Source organism: Gelidimonas diazotrophica (assembly GCF_055694025.1).
On the sequence record NZ_CM146349.1, the window covers coordinates 2422979 to 2439361 of the forward strand.

15 protein-coding genes and 2 pseudogenes are annotated in these 16383 nt (G+C 54.2%); 10 read left to right on the forward strand and 7 right to left on the reverse strand.

Features of this window, described 5'->3' with window-relative positions; all coding sequences use genetic code 11:
• Positions 1-26 precede the first annotated feature (26 nt).
• The gene (locus tag KGFNPO_RS11235) at positions 27-1466 is read right to left on the reverse strand and encodes an aminotransferase-like domain-containing protein (protein ID WP_472634458.1); all 1440 of its coding nucleotides are present in this window, start codon (positions 1464-1466) and stop codon (positions 27-29) included.
• A 244-nt stretch (positions 1467-1710) separates the two neighbouring features.
• Here KGFNPO_RS11235 and KGFNPO_RS11240 point away from each other — a divergent pair.
• From KGFNPO_RS11240 to hisC, 4 genes and pseudogenes are all read left to right on the forward strand, one after another.
• Positions 1711-3145 (forward strand): annotated as a pseudogene (locus tag KGFNPO_RS11240) (cytochrome ubiquinol oxidase subunit I).
• Between the two features lie 3 nt (positions 3146-3148).
• Entirely contained in the window at positions 3149-4156 is a 1008-nt protein-coding gene (cydB, locus tag KGFNPO_RS11245; RefSeq protein WP_472631366.1) for a cytochrome d ubiquinol oxidase subunit II, read from the forward strand.
• Entirely contained in the window at positions 4156-4293 is a 138-nt protein-coding gene (locus KGFNPO_RS11250) for a DUF2474 domain-containing protein (protein WP_472634459.1), read from the forward strand. The genes cydB and KGFNPO_RS11250 overlap by 1 nt, the downstream gene beginning before the upstream one ends.
• A gap of 46 nt (positions 4294-4339) precedes the next feature.
• Positions 4340-5401, forward strand: coding sequence for a histidinol-phosphate transaminase (gene hisC / locus KGFNPO_RS11255; RefSeq protein ID WP_472631367.1), 1062 nt, complete (start codon positions 4340-4342; stop codon positions 5399-5401).
• 33 nt (positions 5402-5434) lie between these two features.
• Here the strand turns inward: hisC and KGFNPO_RS11260 are convergent, their stop codons facing one another.
• From KGFNPO_RS11260 to KGFNPO_RS11280, 5 genes are all read right to left on the reverse strand, one after another.
• A complete protein-coding gene (locus KGFNPO_RS11260) occupies positions 5435-5686 on the reverse strand; it encodes a hypothetical protein (protein WP_472631368.1) in 252 nt (83 codons plus the stop codon).
• 24 nt (positions 5687-5710) lie between these two features.
• A complete protein-coding gene (locus KGFNPO_RS11265; RefSeq protein WP_472631369.1) occupies positions 5711-6310 on the reverse strand; it encodes a cytochrome c oxidase subunit 3 family protein in 600 nt (199 codons plus the stop codon).
• Between the two features lie 53 nt (positions 6311-6363).
• Positions 6364-7725, reverse strand: a complete 1362-nt coding sequence (gene ccoG / locus KGFNPO_RS11270; RefSeq protein ID WP_472631370.1) for a cytochrome c oxidase accessory protein CcoG — start codon at positions 7723-7725, stop codon at positions 6364-6366.
• A 123-nt stretch (positions 7726-7848) separates the two neighbouring features.
• Positions 7849-8349 carry a DUF934 domain-containing protein gene (locus tag KGFNPO_RS11275; RefSeq protein WP_472631371.1) on the reverse strand — a complete coding sequence of 167 codons (501 nt, stop codon included), beginning with the start codon at positions 8347-8349 and terminating at the stop codon, positions 7849-7851.
• Positions 8350-8360: 11 nt separating this feature from the next.
• Positions 8361-10031: a nitrite/sulfite reductase gene (locus tag KGFNPO_RS11280; RefSeq protein WP_472631372.1), complete on the reverse strand. Its 1671-nt coding sequence runs from the start codon at positions 10029-10031 to the stop codon at positions 8361-8363.
• 854 nt (positions 10032-10885) lie between these two features.
• Between KGFNPO_RS11280 and KGFNPO_RS11285 the strand changes: the two are divergent.
• Positions 10886-11220 (forward strand): annotated as a pseudogene (locus KGFNPO_RS11285) (type I restriction endonuclease); the annotation flags it as partial.
• A gap of 107 nt (positions 11221-11327) precedes the next feature.
• Here KGFNPO_RS11285 and KGFNPO_RS11290 read toward each other — a convergent pair.
• Positions 11328-11885: a phasin family protein gene (locus KGFNPO_RS11290; RefSeq protein WP_472631373.1), complete on the reverse strand. Its 558-nt coding sequence runs from the start codon at positions 11883-11885 to the stop codon at positions 11328-11330.
• A 576-nt stretch (positions 11886-12461) separates the two neighbouring features.
• Between KGFNPO_RS11290 and KGFNPO_RS11295 the strand changes: the two genes are divergently transcribed.
• The 5 genes from KGFNPO_RS11295 to ybeY all read left to right on the forward strand — a co-directional run bounded on the left by KGFNPO_RS11295 (position 12462) and on the right by ybeY (position 16281).
• Positions 12462-12743 carry a hypothetical protein gene (locus KGFNPO_RS11295; RefSeq protein ID WP_472631374.1) on the forward strand — a complete coding sequence of 94 codons (282 nt, stop codon included), beginning with the start codon at positions 12462-12464 and terminating at the stop codon, positions 12741-12743.
• 322 nt (positions 12744-13065) lie between these two features.
• On the forward strand, positions 13066-13371 hold the full coding sequence (locus KGFNPO_RS11300; protein WP_472631375.1) for a hypothetical protein: 306 nt from the start codon (positions 13066-13068) through the stop codon (positions 13369-13371).
• Between the two features lie 45 nt (positions 13372-13416).
• Positions 13417-14784, forward strand: a complete 1368-nt coding sequence (gene miaB / locus KGFNPO_RS11305; RefSeq protein WP_472631376.1) for a tRNA (N6-isopentenyl adenosine(37)-C2)-methylthiotransferase MiaB — start codon at positions 13417-13419, stop codon at positions 14782-14784.
• On the forward strand, positions 14781-15839 hold the full coding sequence (locus tag KGFNPO_RS11310) for a PhoH family protein (protein ID WP_472631377.1): 1059 nt from the start codon (positions 14781-14783) through the stop codon (positions 15837-15839). The genes miaB and KGFNPO_RS11310 overlap by 4 nt, the downstream gene beginning before the upstream one ends.
• Positions 15823-16281, forward strand: coding sequence for an rRNA maturation RNase YbeY (gene ybeY, locus KGFNPO_RS11315; protein ID WP_472631378.1), 459 nt, complete (start codon positions 15823-15825; stop codon positions 16279-16281). The genes KGFNPO_RS11310 and ybeY overlap by 17 nt, the downstream gene beginning before the upstream one ends.
• The last annotated feature ends 102 nt before the right edge of the window (positions 16282-16383 follow it).

A 16383-nucleotide genomic window follows, 5' to 3' on the forward strand; every position in this document is an offset into this window, starting at 1 on the left:
AATCTGGCCGTACGCAGATCCTTGACCTATTCCGGCTTCCTCTTGCCAGTGCCTTGCGCGGCTGAAACCAGCTTTCCCAGAATTTCGACGGCGGCCTCAATACGCGCATCCCAAGGATGCCCGTAATTAAGACGAATGCAGTTGGTAAACGCTCGTTGCGCAGAAAACATCGGTCCAGGAGCAATGCTGATGCCAAACGATAGCGCCTGTCGGTGGAGATCCAACGCGTTCACGGCGCCGGGTAACTCCAGCCACAGAAAATAGCCGCCATTGGGCCGTGTTGCTCGCGTACCCACTGGAAAATACCGTATCACTGCCTGCATGAATTCGTTTTGCTGGACGGACAGAGCATGACGCAACTGCCGCAGGTGCCGGTCATATCCCCCCTTCGCAAGGTATTCGGCCAGGGCCAGCTGTGCCGGTGCAGAGGTGGACAAGGTAGTCGTCAGCTTGTGACGTGCGACTGCTTTCCGATATCTGCCTGGCACCGCCCATCCTATGCGATACCCGGGTGCCAGGCACTTCGAAAAGGATGAGCAGTGCATGACCAGCCCCTTGGTGTCGAATGCCTTTGCCGGAACTGGTCGCTTGTTTCCGAAATACAGTTCACCGTACACATCGTCCTCGATCAGCGGCACATCGTGCCGCGTCAGCAGTTCCACCAAGTCGCGCTTCTTTTCGTCCGGCATCAAGCTGCCCAGAGGATTCTGAAAGTTCGTCATCAACCAGCATGCCTTCGGCTGATGCTTGATCAAGGCCGACTCCAACGCGGTCAAATCGACCCCCTCGCGCGGATGGGTCGGCACCTCTACCGCCCGCAACCCGACACGCTCAAGCGCTTGTAATGCGCCATAGAACGCTGGTGATTCAATAATCACAGCATCCCCCGGCCGCGTCGCTGCCATCAGACACAAATTCAATGCTTCAAGCGCGCCATTGGTGATGACGATATCGTCGGTATGGACTTGGAGCCCGTCCACCAGATATCGCAAGGCAATCTGGCGGCGAAGGCCAGCATTGCCGGGCGTTAGATCGTCTACCGTGCTCCATGGGTCCATGCGCTGCACGCTCGATGCCATTGCCCGCGCCAACCTCGGTAGGGGAAAAAGTAGCGGGCTCGGGAATGCCGATCCAAACGGCACCACATCTCGGGTTTGCGTTGACTCCAACACCTCGAACACCAACTCGCTGACATCGACCGGTCTCGACTGCTCATCCGAGGGAATCGAAATGTCTGGTTCCTGTGGCAACACAACAGATCCGGCTGTCACGTAATAACCCGAGCGTTCGCGAGCCCGGATCAAGCCTCGTGCCTCAAGCAAGTAATAGGCCTCGAAAACGGTCGACGGACTAACCCCCCTACTCATGCTCGCCCGACGTACGGATGGCAACCGGTCGCCAAATTTCATCACCCCGGTCCTGATCGATTGTGCGATGTCATCTGCTAACGCTTCATACAGTTTCATGTTGCTCATTCTGCTTTCAAAATTAATTGCTATGCACTGTTTCTAAGGAGAACTACTGTACTGCCGTCTTAGTCTGTCTCAAATTAGAGGGTATACGATACTGTAAATTCCCATTTCAACAGTACATGAATTTCCAAAAATAAACAATCTGATCTGCTATTTATGATTCTTACTGAATCTGTTTTTTTTATGCGGATAGTATATTCTTTTGAGGTCATCATCAATCCCAGACTGTGAGAAAAAAATGTTTGGATTCAGCGCACTTGACCTTGCCCGCATTCAATTCGGCTTTACGATTTCGTTCCATATTATCTTTCCCGCAATCACCATTGGGCTGGCAAGCTATCTGATGGTGCTGGAGGCATACTGGCTGCGCACCTGCCAAGGGCTCTATCGCGACCTCTATCATTTTTGGTCGAAGGTATTTGCAGTCAACTTTGGCATGGGGGGTGGTATCCGGCCTTGTGATGGCCTATCAGTTCGGCACCAACTGGAGTGTCTTCTCCGATTTCGCCGGCAGCATTACCGGGCCGCTGCTGACCTATGAGGTGCTGACCGCATTCTTTCTCGAAGCCGGCTTCCTGGGAGTGATGCTGTTTGGCTGGAGTCGAGTCGGCCCCCGTTTGCATTTCTTTTCCACTGCAATGGTCGCGCTGGGAACCCTGATTTCGGCAACCTGGATTCTGGCGTCGAACAGCTGGATGCAGACGCCGCAAGGCTTTGAAATTGTCGACGGCCGCGTGATTCCCACCGATTGGCTGCAAGTCATTTTCAATCCGTCGTTTCCTTACCGCCTCGCGCACATGAGTGTGGCTGCGTTCCTTGCGACCGCGCTGTTAGTCGCTGCATCGTCGGCCTGGCACCTGTTGCGAGGCAACGATAATGCGGCGGTCCGGAAAATGCTTTCGATGGGCCTGTGGATGATCCTGCTTGTCGCGCCGCTACAGGCAGTGATTGGTGATTTTCACGGATTGAATACGCTGCGGCACCAGCCGGCAAAGATTGCGGCGATGGAGGGACACTGGGAAAACAAGGGGAATGCGGGCACGCCGTTGATCCTGTTCGGATGGCCGGACATGGCGCGGGAAGAAACCCGCTTTGCCCTGAAAATTCCGCACTTGGGCAGTTTGATTCTGACGCATAGCTGGGATGGAAAAATTCCCAGCTTGAAGGAATTTGCGCCGCAGGACAGGCCCAATTCGACCGTGGTGTTCTGGTCGTTCCGGCTCATGGTAGGACTCGGATTGCTGATGATTGCACTTGGCCTCTGGGGAACCTGGCTGCGCCGGCGCGGAACGCTGTGGCGTTGCCGTCCGTTTCTTCACTTTGTCGTATGGATGGGGCCATCCGGATTGCTGGCCCTACTGGCGGGTTGGATCACCACCGAGATGGGGCGGCAGCCCTGGACGGTCTACGGATTGCTGCGCACGGCCGATGCTGTGTCCGCGCACGGGGCGATACAGCTTGGCGTGACGTTGAGCATTTTCGTCCTCGTGTATTTTGCCGTCTTCGGCACCGGCATCGGCTATCTGCTGCGCCTGATCCAGATTGGGCCGATATTGCATGAAGGCGAACGCGCCAGCGAGGGCGGCCCGGGCCGGGAACGACAGCCTATGCGCCCGATGTCGGCGGCGAGCGAGCACGATGCCGATGCACAACATTCAACGATAAGGAGCTGAGCCATGGGAATCGATCTTCCGCTCATATGGGCTGTCATCATCTTGTTCGGCATCATGATGTATGTAGTGATGGACGGTTTCGACCTCGGCATCGGCCTCCTCTACCCGTTTTTCAAGAACAAGGAAGACCGCGACGTCATGATGAATACCGTCGCGCCGGTCTGGGATGGCAATGAAACCTGGCTGGTGCTGGGAGGAGCCGGTCTGCTGGCCGCTTTTCCGCTGGCGTATGCGGTGGTGCTCAGTGCGCTCGCTCTGCCGCTGACACTGATGCTGGTGGGATTGATCTTTCGCGGGGTCGCGTTCGAATTCCGTTTCAAGGCGCGCGAGCACGAGCGGCATTTCTGGGACAAGGCGTTCATCGGCGGCTCATTCGCGGCCACCTTTTTCCAGGGTGTCGCGCTGGGTGCATACATCCAGGGCATCCCGGTTTCAAACCGTGCTTATGCCGGCGGTCCGCTTGACTGGATATCGCCGTTCTCCATCTTCACCGGCATCGGCCTGGTGGTCGCGTTCGCCCTGCTCGGCAGTACCTGGCTGATCATGAAAACCGAGGGCAACCTGCAGCAGCGCGCTTACCGCATCACGCGCTGGCTGGCGTGGATACTGCTGGCTGTGATCGCCGTGATCAGCGTCTGGACGCCGCTTGCCGACGACAGGATTGTACAACGCTGGTTCAGCTTCCCCCACTTGCTGTGGTTCGCACCGGTGCCCTTGCTGGTCGTGGCAAGCACCTATATGCTGGTGCGCGCCGTATCCAGAAAAGCACAGGTCGCGCCATTTCTGTTTACCCTGGCGCTGGTGTTCCTCGGTTACAGCGGCCTGGGCATCAGCTTGTGGCCAAACATCATTCCGCCTTCGATTTCGATCTGGGAGGCATCCTCGCCACCGCAAAGCCAGGGATTCACGCTGGTCGGCGCATTGCTGATCATTCCGGTTATTCTTGCCTATACCATTTGGGCATACTACGTCTTTCGCGGTAAGGTTAAGCATGGCGAGGGCTATCATTGATGGCGCCGGATCAGCATAATCCCTGGTGGAAAAAGCTGGGCTGGCTGATTTTCATCTGGGCCGCAAGCGTGGCTGCGCTGGGTCTGGTCGCCTACGGCATGCGGCTCTTCATGAGGGCGGCAGGCCTGACGACCTGAGGCTGGCCGCTGCATATTTCGATTAACCCATTATTAATTTTCTAAAATGAGCCGATTCTGGAGTCCCGTGGTAAGCAGCCTTACCCCTTACGTTCCGGGCGAGCAGCCCAAGCTGCCGAACTTGATAAAACTGAATACAAACGAAAATCCTTACGGACCATCGCCCAGGGTATTGGATGCCATCCGTTCGGCGGCTGCCGATACGCTGCGGCTGTATCCCGATCCAGGCGCAAGCGCACTGAGACAGACACTGGCCGATTATCATGGAGTAGACCCGACTGAAGTCTTCGTCGGAAACGGTTCCGACGAAGTGCTGGCGCTCGCGTTCATGGCTTTGCTCAAGCATGAAGCGCCGTTGCTTTTCCCCGATATTACTTACAGTTTTTACCCGGTCTATTGCAAACTTTACGGTATCGAATGCCGGCAAGTTCTGCTGAACCACAACATGGAAATTCGTCCTGACGACTACCGGCAAGCTTGCGGCGGAATCATCTTTCCGAACCCGAACGCGCCGACCGGCATCGCCCTGCCGTCAGCCACGATCGAAATACTGCTGGCCCAGCATCCCGATGTCGTTGTGGTGGTGGACGAAGCCTATATCGATTTCGGCGGCGAAAGCGTCATCCCATTAATCCGCCGTTATCCCAATCTGCTGGTGGTGCAGACCTTGTCCAAGTCGCGCTCCTTGGCGGGATTGCGCGTCGGATTGGCTATCGGGCAGCCGGAACTCATCGAAGCACTGGAGCGCGTCAAGAACAGCTTCAATTCTTATCCGCTTGACCGACTGGCGATGGCAGGCGCTATCGCTTCTTACGAAGATGAAGCGTATTTCCAAAAAACCTGCAACGCTATCGTTGAAAATCGGGAGCTGCTGGTGCAGGGACTGCGCGCGCTGGGATTTCAGGTATTGCCGTCAAGCGCCAATTTCATCTTCGCCAGCCATCCATCGCATGACGCCGGCCGGCTGGCTGCCGGCTTGCGTGAACGCGCGATCATCGTGCGTCACTTCGAGCAGCCGCGCATCCGCCAATATCTGCGCATCAGCGTCGGCAGCCCGCCCGAATGTGCTGCGCTGGTGAGCGCATTGGCGGAGCTGGTCCGCGGTTGAACATGGCGCTGCTGATGACCCAAGCCAGTCGTATTACTTGCTAAGAAATGAAGTTAGCAGCAGCGCTACCGGAGCAAACGCTACAAAGACTCGTAGCAACAAGGCAATCAAAGGATGGGTCTTGTGCGACTCGATGAAATATCGCGCTACCAGAGTCCCTTTTATCCAGATGATTAGCGCGACAAGTAGCGGCATCCAGGGCGCATGCCCGAATAGGTTCCCAAGCACCAGGCTCACAAAGGTCAGCGCCAGCAAACCCAGCCAGGGGAGGACAAGGGGGAGCATATTGTCGTTTGTTCTGTTCATGACTCAAGCCAGCACGTAAAACAGCGAAAAAATAATCAGCCAGATGATATCGGTCGCATGCCAATAGCTGGCCAGCGCTTCCAAACCATCATGCTGCCCGGCCGAATAAGCGTTCATCGACATGCGCACCAGGACCCAGAGCATGCCGCCGATTCCCCAGCATGCATGGATCAGGTGATTGAAGCTCAGGTAGTAATACACCGCATAGAAGATGCCGGAACTGCCGTCGATCCCATGCGCCAGGTTCCAGCCGATTTCATGAAACTTCATGAGCGGATAACCAAGCGCGGTGATGATGGCGGCGACCAGCCATCGCCGCGATCGCTGCATGGTCCCCGCGCGCATGGCGGCGACAGAGCAAGCGATAAAGAAACTGCTGGTAACCATCAGCACCGTATTGATTGCACCTGCGGTGGTCCAGATTGCCTCCGGCCCCTTTTTGAATGCCTCCGGATAATTTAACCGGGCGACAAAATAGATCACGAACATCACGGTAAACTCGACAAATTCGCAGCTAATGCCAACCCAGATGCCCGTGGTGCCGGGGATGCGGCCGGTGCTTTTTACCGCTGCCTCCGGCATATACGTCGATTCCATCATCATGCTGCGATACTCCTGTCATATCCGGTACGGGCCACGGAATGTTGCCTGCAAAGTCAGCGCGGCACAAAAAAACTTGCTTTTTCTTTCACGCGGACGCTGTCATCGTTGATTGTCTTCAACTCGAAGGCAATCTTGTTTGGGCCTGACGCACCTTTACCGTGTGTAACGCGGACAGTCGCAGGTATTGAACGCGATTCCGCACCTTGAAGTTCCACTTCGTCCGAGGTCGTCAATGCAATGCCATCAATACCGGATACGACGATCCTGTAGCGGTGTGCGATCTCATCGGTATTCATGATATGCAAGCGGTAAACATTTTCAATCGCGCCGTTCTCCACTTCGCGCGCCATGCTGCCGCGATCGCGAATCACATTCATCTTGAGCGGCGTGCGCGTCAGAAGCGAGCCAAAAAACACCACTACTATCGCGACCAGGATCACGCTATATATCAGTACGCGGGGGCGCAATGTATGCTGTCTGATTTGCTTTAGCGAGAACTTGTTTTTCAGCGCATTTTCTGATGTAAAACGCACCAATCCACGCGGTGCACCGATTTTATCCATCACGGAATCGCAGGCGTCCACGCAAGCGGCGCAGCCGATGCAGTCATGTTGCAAGCCGTTGCGGATATCGATGCCAGTCGGACAAACCTGCACGCACATAGAACAGTCGATGCAAGCGCCTTGCGCTGTTTGTTTCTCTACCGTCTTGCTGAGAGGGCTGCGCGGCTCACCGCGGACTTGGTCGTAACTGACGACCAAGGTGTCATGATCGAACATCGAACTTTGAAAGCGCGCGTAAGGGCACATGTGGCGGCAGACCTGCTCCCGCATCCAGCCGGCATTGCCGTAAGTGGCAAATCCATAGAACAGTATCCAGAACGATTGCCACGGCCCGAGCGCCAGCGCCACCACCTCGGCAGCAAGGGTATGAATCGGCGTGAAGTAGCCAACGAAAGTAAAGCCAGTCCACAATCCGAGAGCTGCCCAGAGCGCATGCTTGGTCGATTTTTTGGCAAATTTGGAAAGCGACCACGGTTGCTTGTCGAGGCGCATGCGGGCGCTGCGCGTGCCTTCTATCTTGCGCTCGATCCACATGAAGATCTCGGTATAGACCGTCTGTGGGCAGGAAAAGCCACACCAGACGCGGCCCGCAACCGCGGTAAAAAGAAAGAGCGTATAAGCGCAGATAATCAGCAGCAATGCCAGATAAATAAGATCCTGCGGCCACAAGACGACACCAAACAGATAAAACTTGCGCGAGCCGAGTTCGAATAGAACGGCTTGCCGATCATTCCATGACCACCACGGCAACCCATAGAACACCAATTGCGTCAACCATACGCATACCCAACGCCAGTTGGCATAGCGGCCTTTCACCTCGCGCATATAAACATTTTCGCGGGACTCAAACATTTTGATGACTGAAACGGTTGTGGCAGGTTGGCTCATTGCTGGCACTCGCTAAGCATGATTAATTTGTTCGCATCCACCTGAAGGGCACTGCCCCTTCAGGTACTCTTGTGTCTCATGACGCTGTTATCTGCGCTGGAACAGGGGCAGCGGTTGATCGACAGCCCCCTGGTACTGCACCGTGTAACGGCTGAAACTTTTGAGCGCATCGTCGATGTTTTTGTCGGCTCGCACGGCAAATGCGTCGAAACCGCAGCGGCGCATGTAGTTGAGTTGATCGCGTAACACGTCTCCGATGGCGCGCAGTTCGCCTTTCCATCGGTAGCGGGTCCGAAGCAGGTAGCCGATGCTATAGCCACGCCCGTCGCGAAACGATGGAAAGTCGACCGCAATCAGATCCAATTCGCCCAGTTGCACCGTACGCGATTCAAAGTCGTCGTCTGGAGAAATCCAGATGGCCCTCGGTTTCGCTGAGGCATCGTTTGGATCTAAGTCATTCCAACGGGAGAATGGCAGAATTTTCTGCGTTGTCAGCTGGCTGCCTGCCGCTTCCGCTTCCGGCACAATGACCCACCGGTCTTCGATCACTCGTGGAGTGCCATCGATAATTTTGATGATGTTTGCCATATGCCGTTTCGTTATGCCATAGCTTTGGGCTGGCCATAAATACCGACCTTGAACGGGTCCAGGCCCACGCGCGTCACCGTATCGATAAATGGCTCATCTTGTACCCGCAGTTTGCAGTAGGTGGTGACGATCCGCTCTATGACGCCGGGCATTTCTTGTGCTCGGAATGAGGGGCCGATGACTCTACCCAACATAGAACTATTGCCCTGCGCTCCACCTATAGTGACCTGGTACCACTCCTCACCGTCCTTATCCACGCCGAGAATGCCGATATTCCCCATGTGATGATGTCCGCAGGCATTAATACAGCCCGAAATATTCAAGGATAGGTCGCCCAAGTCGGAAAGAAAATCCAGGTTATCGAACTGTTCAGTAATAGCTTGTGCAATCGGAAGTGACCGCGCATTTGCCAGCGAACAGTAGTCACCACCGGGGCACGCGATCATGTCAGTTAGCAACCCTAGATTAGGCGTACCCAACCTGGCGTTGCACGCCAGCTGCCACAGCGCGTACAGATCTGCTTTTCGAATGTCCGGGAGGATCAAATTTTGTTCGTGGGCAACACGGATTTCGCCGAAGCCGAAGCGCTCTGCCCAATTTGCGACGAACTCCATCTGCTCGGCAGTAACATCGCCTGGAGGGATGGCTGCGCCTGGCTTGGTCGACAGCGTCACGCAGACATAACCTGCCACTTTATGTGGTCTGGTATTTCGCTTTACCCATTGTGCGAAGCGGGGATTCGTCGCCAACTGCGCCTGGAACGATGCATCGTCGCCGATGGTTCGGTCATATCGGGATTCTTCAAAAAAATGCGCAACGCGTTGATATTCGGTTTCGGTCAACGTCGACGGGCCATCTTTAAGGTGTGCCCATTCCTCTTCGACTTCCTTGGCAAACACATCGGCGCCCAGTGCCTTGACCAGGATCTTAATCCTTGCCTTGTACTTGTTGTCGCGCCTGCCATAACGGTTGTATACCCTCAGCACGGCTTCAAGGTACGAAAGCATATGTTGCCACGGCAATTCCTCACGGATCGGCGAACTCAGTATTGGGGTGCGGCCCAGTCCGCCACCCGCAAACAAGCGCAACAACTTGTCGCCCGATGCATTCTTGTGAAGATAAATGCCAACGTCATGCATCCGCACGGCGGCGCGGTCTTGTGCCGATGAGGAAAGCGCGATTTTGAATTTACGCGGCAGGAAGGCGAATTCGGGATTCAGGGTCGACCATTGGCGCAAGATTTCCGCCAATGGTCGCGGATCGATCACCTCGTCATTCGCGACCCCGGCAAACTGTTCTGTCGTTATATTGCGTACGCAGTTGCCGGAAGTCTGGATCGCATGCATCTGCACCGTAGCCAGTTCGGCCAGAATATCCGGCGTCTTCTCAAGCTTGATCCAGTTGTACTGAATGTTCTGACGCGTCGTGAAATGACCATAGCCGCGATCATAGGTGCGTGCGATGTATGCGAGCATCCGCAGCTGTTTGGATGACAGCACGCCATACGGAATGGCGACGCGCAGCATATATGCATGCTTTTGCATGTACAGACCGTTCTGCAGCCGCAGTGGCAGAAATTCCTCTTCACTCAGCTCACCTGAAATTCTTCTGGCAACCTGATCCCGAAATTCGTCTACACGTTCATTGACCAGCAAGGCATCATAATCGTCGTATTGGTACATGGGTTTTCCTATCGACCTGGGTCGGAAACGATGATTGGCTTGCAGCCTAGCGCCCTCGGAATTCAACAGGCGTCTCCTGCTTCCCCCGTGCGACAGCCAGTACCAATTTTCAGGACTGGCTCTTCCGCTGTGCCGTTTTCTTGTTGATGTCCGTATTTTCACCGCAACACGGCATAAAAAACAGATGCAGTAAGTAGATGAAAAACCAGATCAGATTCATCTCAAAAGTCAACATGACATATACGCGGCACTTTTATGGCAACGATTAATGGCAACGATTTGTGGCACATTGCGTCTAGTTCACAGATGTCTGGCGTTACCAAAACATTCAGCTGTGGGAGTGAACAGAGGTATTTCACCCAAGTATTTAGAAGAAAGTCGTGTGCTGGTCATACATCAAAAGTGCATTCTTGATTAGATAGCCGATCTCAGCAGATCACGCAGGCATGACCACACGCATAGAAAAATAGACGGACGTAAGTTAATACGTGGGTATATTTTGGTGAATTCGACTGGCGTTGGAACACTTGGTCGTGCAGCACAAGTGCTTAATTTGGATGAGTAACTGATGTTACGCACCTTCACCATGGTGGAAAACAATGTCCACGAAAAATACGAAAGGCACGAAAAAAGGGGGAATCGATAGCGCAGGAACAGGTGCTCACGCTGAAGAAAGCATTCGGAGTTGCCTATTATTGGCATGAGTATATTTCATATACGCAATTAATATATGCGGGGAATGCCATAAAAATGATGATACTCCATACATTATAAGAAACCCGTTGTGTTGCGACGCATGTGCATTCCTTGCACGGACAATGCGCAACATCGGCACATAACAACAATCAATATGTCTGGCGAATGGAAAGCGACCACATGACCGAAGACAACGGGAACAAGAAACACCCGTCTGGCTGGTCGATGTTGGCTACACCTGCGTCTATGGCCCCGACATCGCGCCGGATGGCAATGTGCCCGAGCTGAACGCTTGCGCGGGGCGATCAAGCGGCTCAATCCTCTGGTTTCGCTAGCCGCTCGTGAAGATGTGTTGCAGCAAGTGTTGAATCTGGATACGCCGGTACTGCTGGCGGCCAATCGCCAGTTTCACCGCTTGTTGATCAACGGTGTGCCGGTGCAATATCAAAAGGATGGCGACGCATCGGGTGAAATTCGAGGCGATTTTGTGCGGAGTGGGCGTAAATTCTTGTATCAGGTGATCAGGTGTATTAGTGGCTATTAAAGCAATGCAAAACGGGCCGCAAATGCGGCCCATTTTATCTTGTTCACATGCTGTTTTTATTTTACAGCTGCTGCTTTTTTAACGCCTTGTGTAAACTGGTCCGATACTTTGACGACTTGCGCTTCTGTTGCTTCGATAGCTTGTTTGGTGGCGTTGTTGACTTGCTCGTAGCCGGCATGTGCGTTAGCGACGGACGATTTCATCATTGCAACCACGTTTTCAGAACCGGCTGGTGCGTTCTTTGTGATGCTTTCTACCAAAGCGTTTACTTTGCTCTGAACTTCGGCAACTTGTGCTTCGGCGATCTTGGTGAACTCCGTTTTTGTGGAGGACACGATGTCCGTCAACTGGCGGCTGTAGGCAGCGACTTTTTCAGAATTTGGTTTGGCGTATGCAGTTGCCAGCGCGAAGAAAGCTTGTGGGTCTTTAGCGGCCAACAAATCTTTTGCTGCAGCTGTGGAGTCTGCGGCAGATGCTTTGGCAACTGCCATATTCAATTCAGCGATCTTTTCCGTTCCTTGAACCGCTATGTTCGCCAGCGCGCTGAGTGCAGCGAATTGTGATTCGAAAAATGCTTTGCTGGCAGCTGTGTATTGGTCTGTGTTTGAAAACATGATTTTCCTAAAAAGGGGTTTGACTACATTGGTACCGGATGCGGCTTGTGCTTCGCAACATTTGCTACTTTTACATAAAGAAATCTCACTGCTTTGATCTGCGACAAATTAAGAACAGATTCCCAATGCGCCAAAGAATGCATATGCTGACTGTGCGATTGGCCGGTTGGGAGGTGTTCTCTATGATGCGATCGAAGCAGCCAGGAAAATTTTTTGCCGGTAACAACGCGGGTGTATGCGATTCATAGAATATGAGCAACCCTTTACTACAGATGCTTTCAAGGCAATATTCAATTCCTTCTATTGCCAAAAACGTGTTTCAAGAAGCCCAAAAAACACCATAAACCCGCGTTTCTACCCGTGAGAGCGTGTGTTTTTGTTGTTTAATCGTTTTTTAACGTTTATTTACATTCGGCATCTTTGGCAGCACTCTTTAGAGCATGCTCACAATGAGAATAAAGGCGTACTTAGATACCCCTCCTAAATGCGTTGCATGTCAGGATGATTGAGCCGGCCAAATTAGCATTTAAAGCACCAAAAGCGCCAGGCAACGGCCCTCTTTGCCTGTCAATTGACTTGGAGGTGGGCGTAAAGGACGAACGTATCCATAGCTTTGCTGCAGTGCGGGGTGATAGCGGGATTTCTTTTGTATTCCAGACCGGCGATCTGCAGAATGCGCTGCTGCAGCTGGATGATTTTGCCGATGCGGTGGCTTTTCTGCTTGGACACAACATCATTGCATTCGACTGGCCGCATCTGTCAACGGCCAAGCCCGATTTGCGCCTGTTAAGGCTACCGTTAGCAAATACTTTGCAACCTAATCCATCGGCATTTTCACGCGATCTTATCGAAAAATAGTAGAAATCAACGGAGTATATTTAATTATCGCAATAAACATATGCGGTAAACGCCATGAAAATTGCAATACTCCATATACTATAAAAAATATCGTAGGGGCAGGCTGCCAACCTGCCCTCTCAGGTTGGTCGCGCAAGGGCAGGTTTGGAACCTGCCCCTACGAATAGCCTGCTGCACCATGAAGCCATCGCGCCGATGTGATAGTCTATTTGCCCTTGTCTCTTCCACATAACGTGTGACTATGTTGCGAATTAATAATGAATAATCAGCAATGAAATCGAGCGATCCCATGCGGACAAAACATTTTCTATCGGCAATCTCGTTGGCAATCTTATTGGCAACATTGACTTATTCTGCCGCAGCCTACGAGCGCCCCTTTCCATCGAATGCCAAACGCGGGACAATGACGCCTGCAATTTATCCGGCCATCATCATCGATGGCAAGCAGCGCATGCTGTCACCGGGTGCGCAAATTTTTAATACCAATAATACGATCGACATGCCTGACACTTTGCGCGTCAGCAATGTGGCAGTGAATTTCACCGAGAACAATCAGGGCCAGATCCACCGGATCTGGATGCTGAACCCGCAAGAAGCCGGCAAGCCTTTGCCGGCCCAGAACCGCTAGAACCTTACAAGCCCAATTCGCACAAAATTCGCACAAAGCCACTCCATGCAAAAAAAAGTATTCATCAAAACCTTTGGCTGCCAGATGAACGAGTACGACTCGGACAAGATGGCCGACGTACTCAACGCCTCCGACGGCATCATCAAGACCGACATCATCGAAGATGCCGATGTAATCCTGCTCAACACCTGCTCGGTGCGCGAAAAAGCGCAAGAAAAAGTATTTTCCGACCTCGGCCGCATTCGTGAATTGAAACTCGCCAAGCCCAATCTGGTGATCGGCGTCGGCGGTTGCGTCGCGTCCCAGGAAGGCGCGGCGATTCTGAAACGCGCGCCGTATGTGGATGTGGTGTTTGGCCCGCAAACCTTGCATCGTTTGCCGGCGCTGATCAATCAACGCCACGCCACCGGCAAATCGCAAGTCGACATCAGCTTTCCTGAAATCGAAAAATTCGATCATTTGCCGCCCGCCAAAGTGGATGGCGCAACCGCCTTTGTATCAATCATGGAAGGCTGCAGCAAATATTGCAGCTACTGCGTGGTGCCTTACACCCGCGGCGAGGAAGTGTCGCGCCGTTTCGATGACGTGCTGACCGAAATCGCCGGCCTGACCGAACAGGGCGTGAAGGAAATCACGCTGTTAGGCCAGAATGTCAACGCGTTTCGCGGCGTGATGGCCGACGGCGAGCTGGCCGATTTTGCACTGCTGATCGAAACCATCGCAGAATTTCCCGGCATCGAACGCATCCGTTTCGTCACCAGCCACCCGAAAGAATTCACCCAGCGCTTGATCGATACCTATGCCAAGGTGCCGAAACTGGTCGATCACTTGTATCTGCCGGCCCAGCATGGCTCCGACCGGATTCTGGCGGCGATGAAACGCGGCTACACCGCGCTGGAATACAAGTCGGTAGTGCGACGCTTGCGTGCAGTGCGGCCGAATATCGCGATATCAAGCGACTTCATCGTCGGCTTCCCCGGCGAGACCGAGGCTGATTTTGAAATCTTGATGCAGCTGATCGACGATATCGGCTTTGACAATAGTTACAGCTTCGTCTTCAGCGCCCGCCCCGGCACGCCGGCTGCCAACCTGCAAGACGACACGCCGCATGAAGTCAAGCTGGCGCGCCTGCAACGGTTGCAGGCTGTTATCAGCGACAACACCAAACGCTATAGCCAGCAAATGATCGGCACCGTTCAGCGCATCCTGGTCGAAGGGCCGTCGGCCAAGAGTCCCGCAGAAATGCAGGGCCGCTCGGAAAACAATCGCGTCGTCAATTTCGACGGCGGCCCGGATGGCGCACGTCTGATCGGCCAGCAGGTCGATATCGACATCACGCACAGCTACACCTATTCACTGCGGGGCGAATTGGTCGCCACAGCATCCACACCGATCCAGCAAAGCGCCATTTGAAAACCAAATCTCCCTCCCCTTCGCAGCATTTCCTGCCGGAACCGCTCGACAATGCGCGGCTGGCGCATTTGTGCGGTCCGCTCGACGAAAACCTGCGGCAAATCTCGGCAGCATTGGATGTGACGATTTTCCGGCGCGGCGACCGTTTCGTGGTTGGCGGCGCCAACGGCGAACGTGCGGTCGCGATCCTGGAACAGTTTTATGCCGCTGCTACAAAACCGATTTCAATTGACGAAGTCCAACTGGCGCTGGTCGAGCAACGGGCAAAACTGGTCGCAAAAGAAATCAATCCGGCTACCGATGCACTCACCTCGGCGATGGTGGAAACCACGCAAGACGCCACTGAAAGCCCGGCACTGAAGACGCGTCGCGCCGATCTGCGCGGCCGCACGCCGCACCAGAACTTGTACCTGAACGCAATCCTGGCGCACGACATCACTTTCGGCGTCGGCCCGGCCGGCACCGGCAAGACTTATCTGGCGGTGGCTTGCGCGGTCGATGCACTGGAGCGCGACGCGGTCAAGCGCATCGTGCTGACGCGCCCGGCGGTCGAAGCCGGTGAGCGTCTCGGCTTCCTGCCCGGCGACATGGCGCAGAAAGTCGATCCTTACCTGCGTCCGTTGTACGACGCGCTATACGATCTGCTGGGTTTCGACAAAACCCAAAAGCTGTTCGAAAAACAAACCATCGAAATTGCACCGCTGGCGTACATGCGCGGCCGCACGCTGAACCACGCTTTCATTATTCTCGACGAAGCGCAAAACACCACGCCCGAGCAAATGAAAATGTTTCTGACCCGGATCGGCTTCGGCAGCAAGGCCGTGGTCACCGGCGACGTCACCCAAGTCGATTTGCAGCGCGGCCAGAGAAGCGGCTTGAACGATGCGCTCGGCGTGCTGAAAGACGTGCGCGGCATCGCTTTCTCGCATTTCACCAGTATCGATGTGGTGCGCCATCCGCTCGTCGGGCACATTGTCGATGCCTACGAATCCGCCAGCAGCCTGGAAGTCGAGCTGCATAAATACGCCCCCGCCAATCATGCCCGCAAAAAATAAACTCGCGCTGTCGGTGCAGTATCCCGACCCGCGCCTGAAAGATATAGTCACCCGCCCCAAACTGCGGCGCTGGGTGCAGGCAGCGCTGTTCGCTCCGGCCGAACTGACGATCCGCTTCGTCGATGCGGCAGAAGGCTGCACGCTGAACCGCGATTATCGCGGCAAGGATTACCCGACCAACGTACTGACTTTTGCGTATACCGAAGACCAGGATGCCGAAATCACGCAGGCCGACATCATCCTGTGTACCGACGTGCTGGAGCGCGAAGCTGCAGAACAGGGCAAGTCGGTCACTGCCCACACCACGCACCTGATCGTACATGGCGTGCTGCATGCGCAGGGTTACGATCACGAGAACGAGGAAGAAGCGCAGGAAATGGAAGCCATCGAAACCGAAATCCTCGCCGCGCTGGGTTTGCCCAACCCGTATGCCGAGGGTTGATGCCAGTCAAATTTAACCGGCAAATTTAACCAGGTATAACGGGGCTTTTGGCGTCCCGTTACATTTGTTGTATCCTATGCCGATCGAAACAACGGCTAATCG

Bases quoted from the DNA above. Each gene is read 5' to 3' on its own strand.
- KGFNPO_RS11235 (WP_472634458.1), bottom strand. From the start codon at position 1,466: ATGAAACTGTATGAAGCGTTAGCAGATGACATCGCACAATCGATCAGG.
- cydB (WP_472631366.1), top strand. From the start codon at position 3,149: ATGGGAATCGATCTTCCGCTCATATGGGCTGTCATCATCTTGTTCGGC.
- KGFNPO_RS11250 (WP_472634459.1), top strand. From the start codon at position 4,156: ATGGCGCCGGATCAGCATAATCCCTGGTGGAAAAAGCTGGGCTGGCTG.
- hisC (WP_472631367.1), top strand. From the start codon at position 4,340: ATGAGCCGATTCTGGAGTCCCGTGGTAAGCAGCCTTACCCCTTACGTT.
- KGFNPO_RS11260 (WP_472631368.1), bottom strand. From the start codon at position 5,686: ATGCTCCCCCTTGTCCTCCCCTGGCTGGGTTTGCTGGCGCTGACCTTT.
- KGFNPO_RS11265 (WP_472631369.1), bottom strand. From the start codon at position 6,310: ATGATGATGGAATCGACGTATATGCCGGAGGCAGCGGTAAAAAGCACC.
- ccoG (WP_472631370.1), bottom strand. From the start codon at position 7,725: ATGTTTGAGTCCCGCGAAAATGTTTATATGCGCGAGGTGAAAGGCCGC.
- KGFNPO_RS11275 (WP_472631371.1), bottom strand. From the start codon at position 8,349: ATGGCAAACATCATCAAAATTATCGATGGCACTCCACGAGTGATCGAA.
- KGFNPO_RS11280 (WP_472631372.1), bottom strand. From the start codon at position 10,031: ATGTACCAATACGACGATTATGATGCCTTGCTGGTCAATGAACGTGTA.
- KGFNPO_RS11290 (WP_472631373.1), bottom strand. From the start codon at position 11,885: ATGTTTTCAAACACAGACCAATACACAGCTGCCAGCAAAGCATTTTTC.
- miaB (WP_472631376.1), top strand. From the start codon at position 13,417: ATGCAAAAAAAAGTATTCATCAAAACCTTTGGCTGCCAGATGAACGAG.
- ybeY (WP_472631378.1), top strand. From the start codon at position 15,823: ATGCCCGCAAAAAATAAACTCGCGCTGTCGGTGCAGTATCCCGACCCG.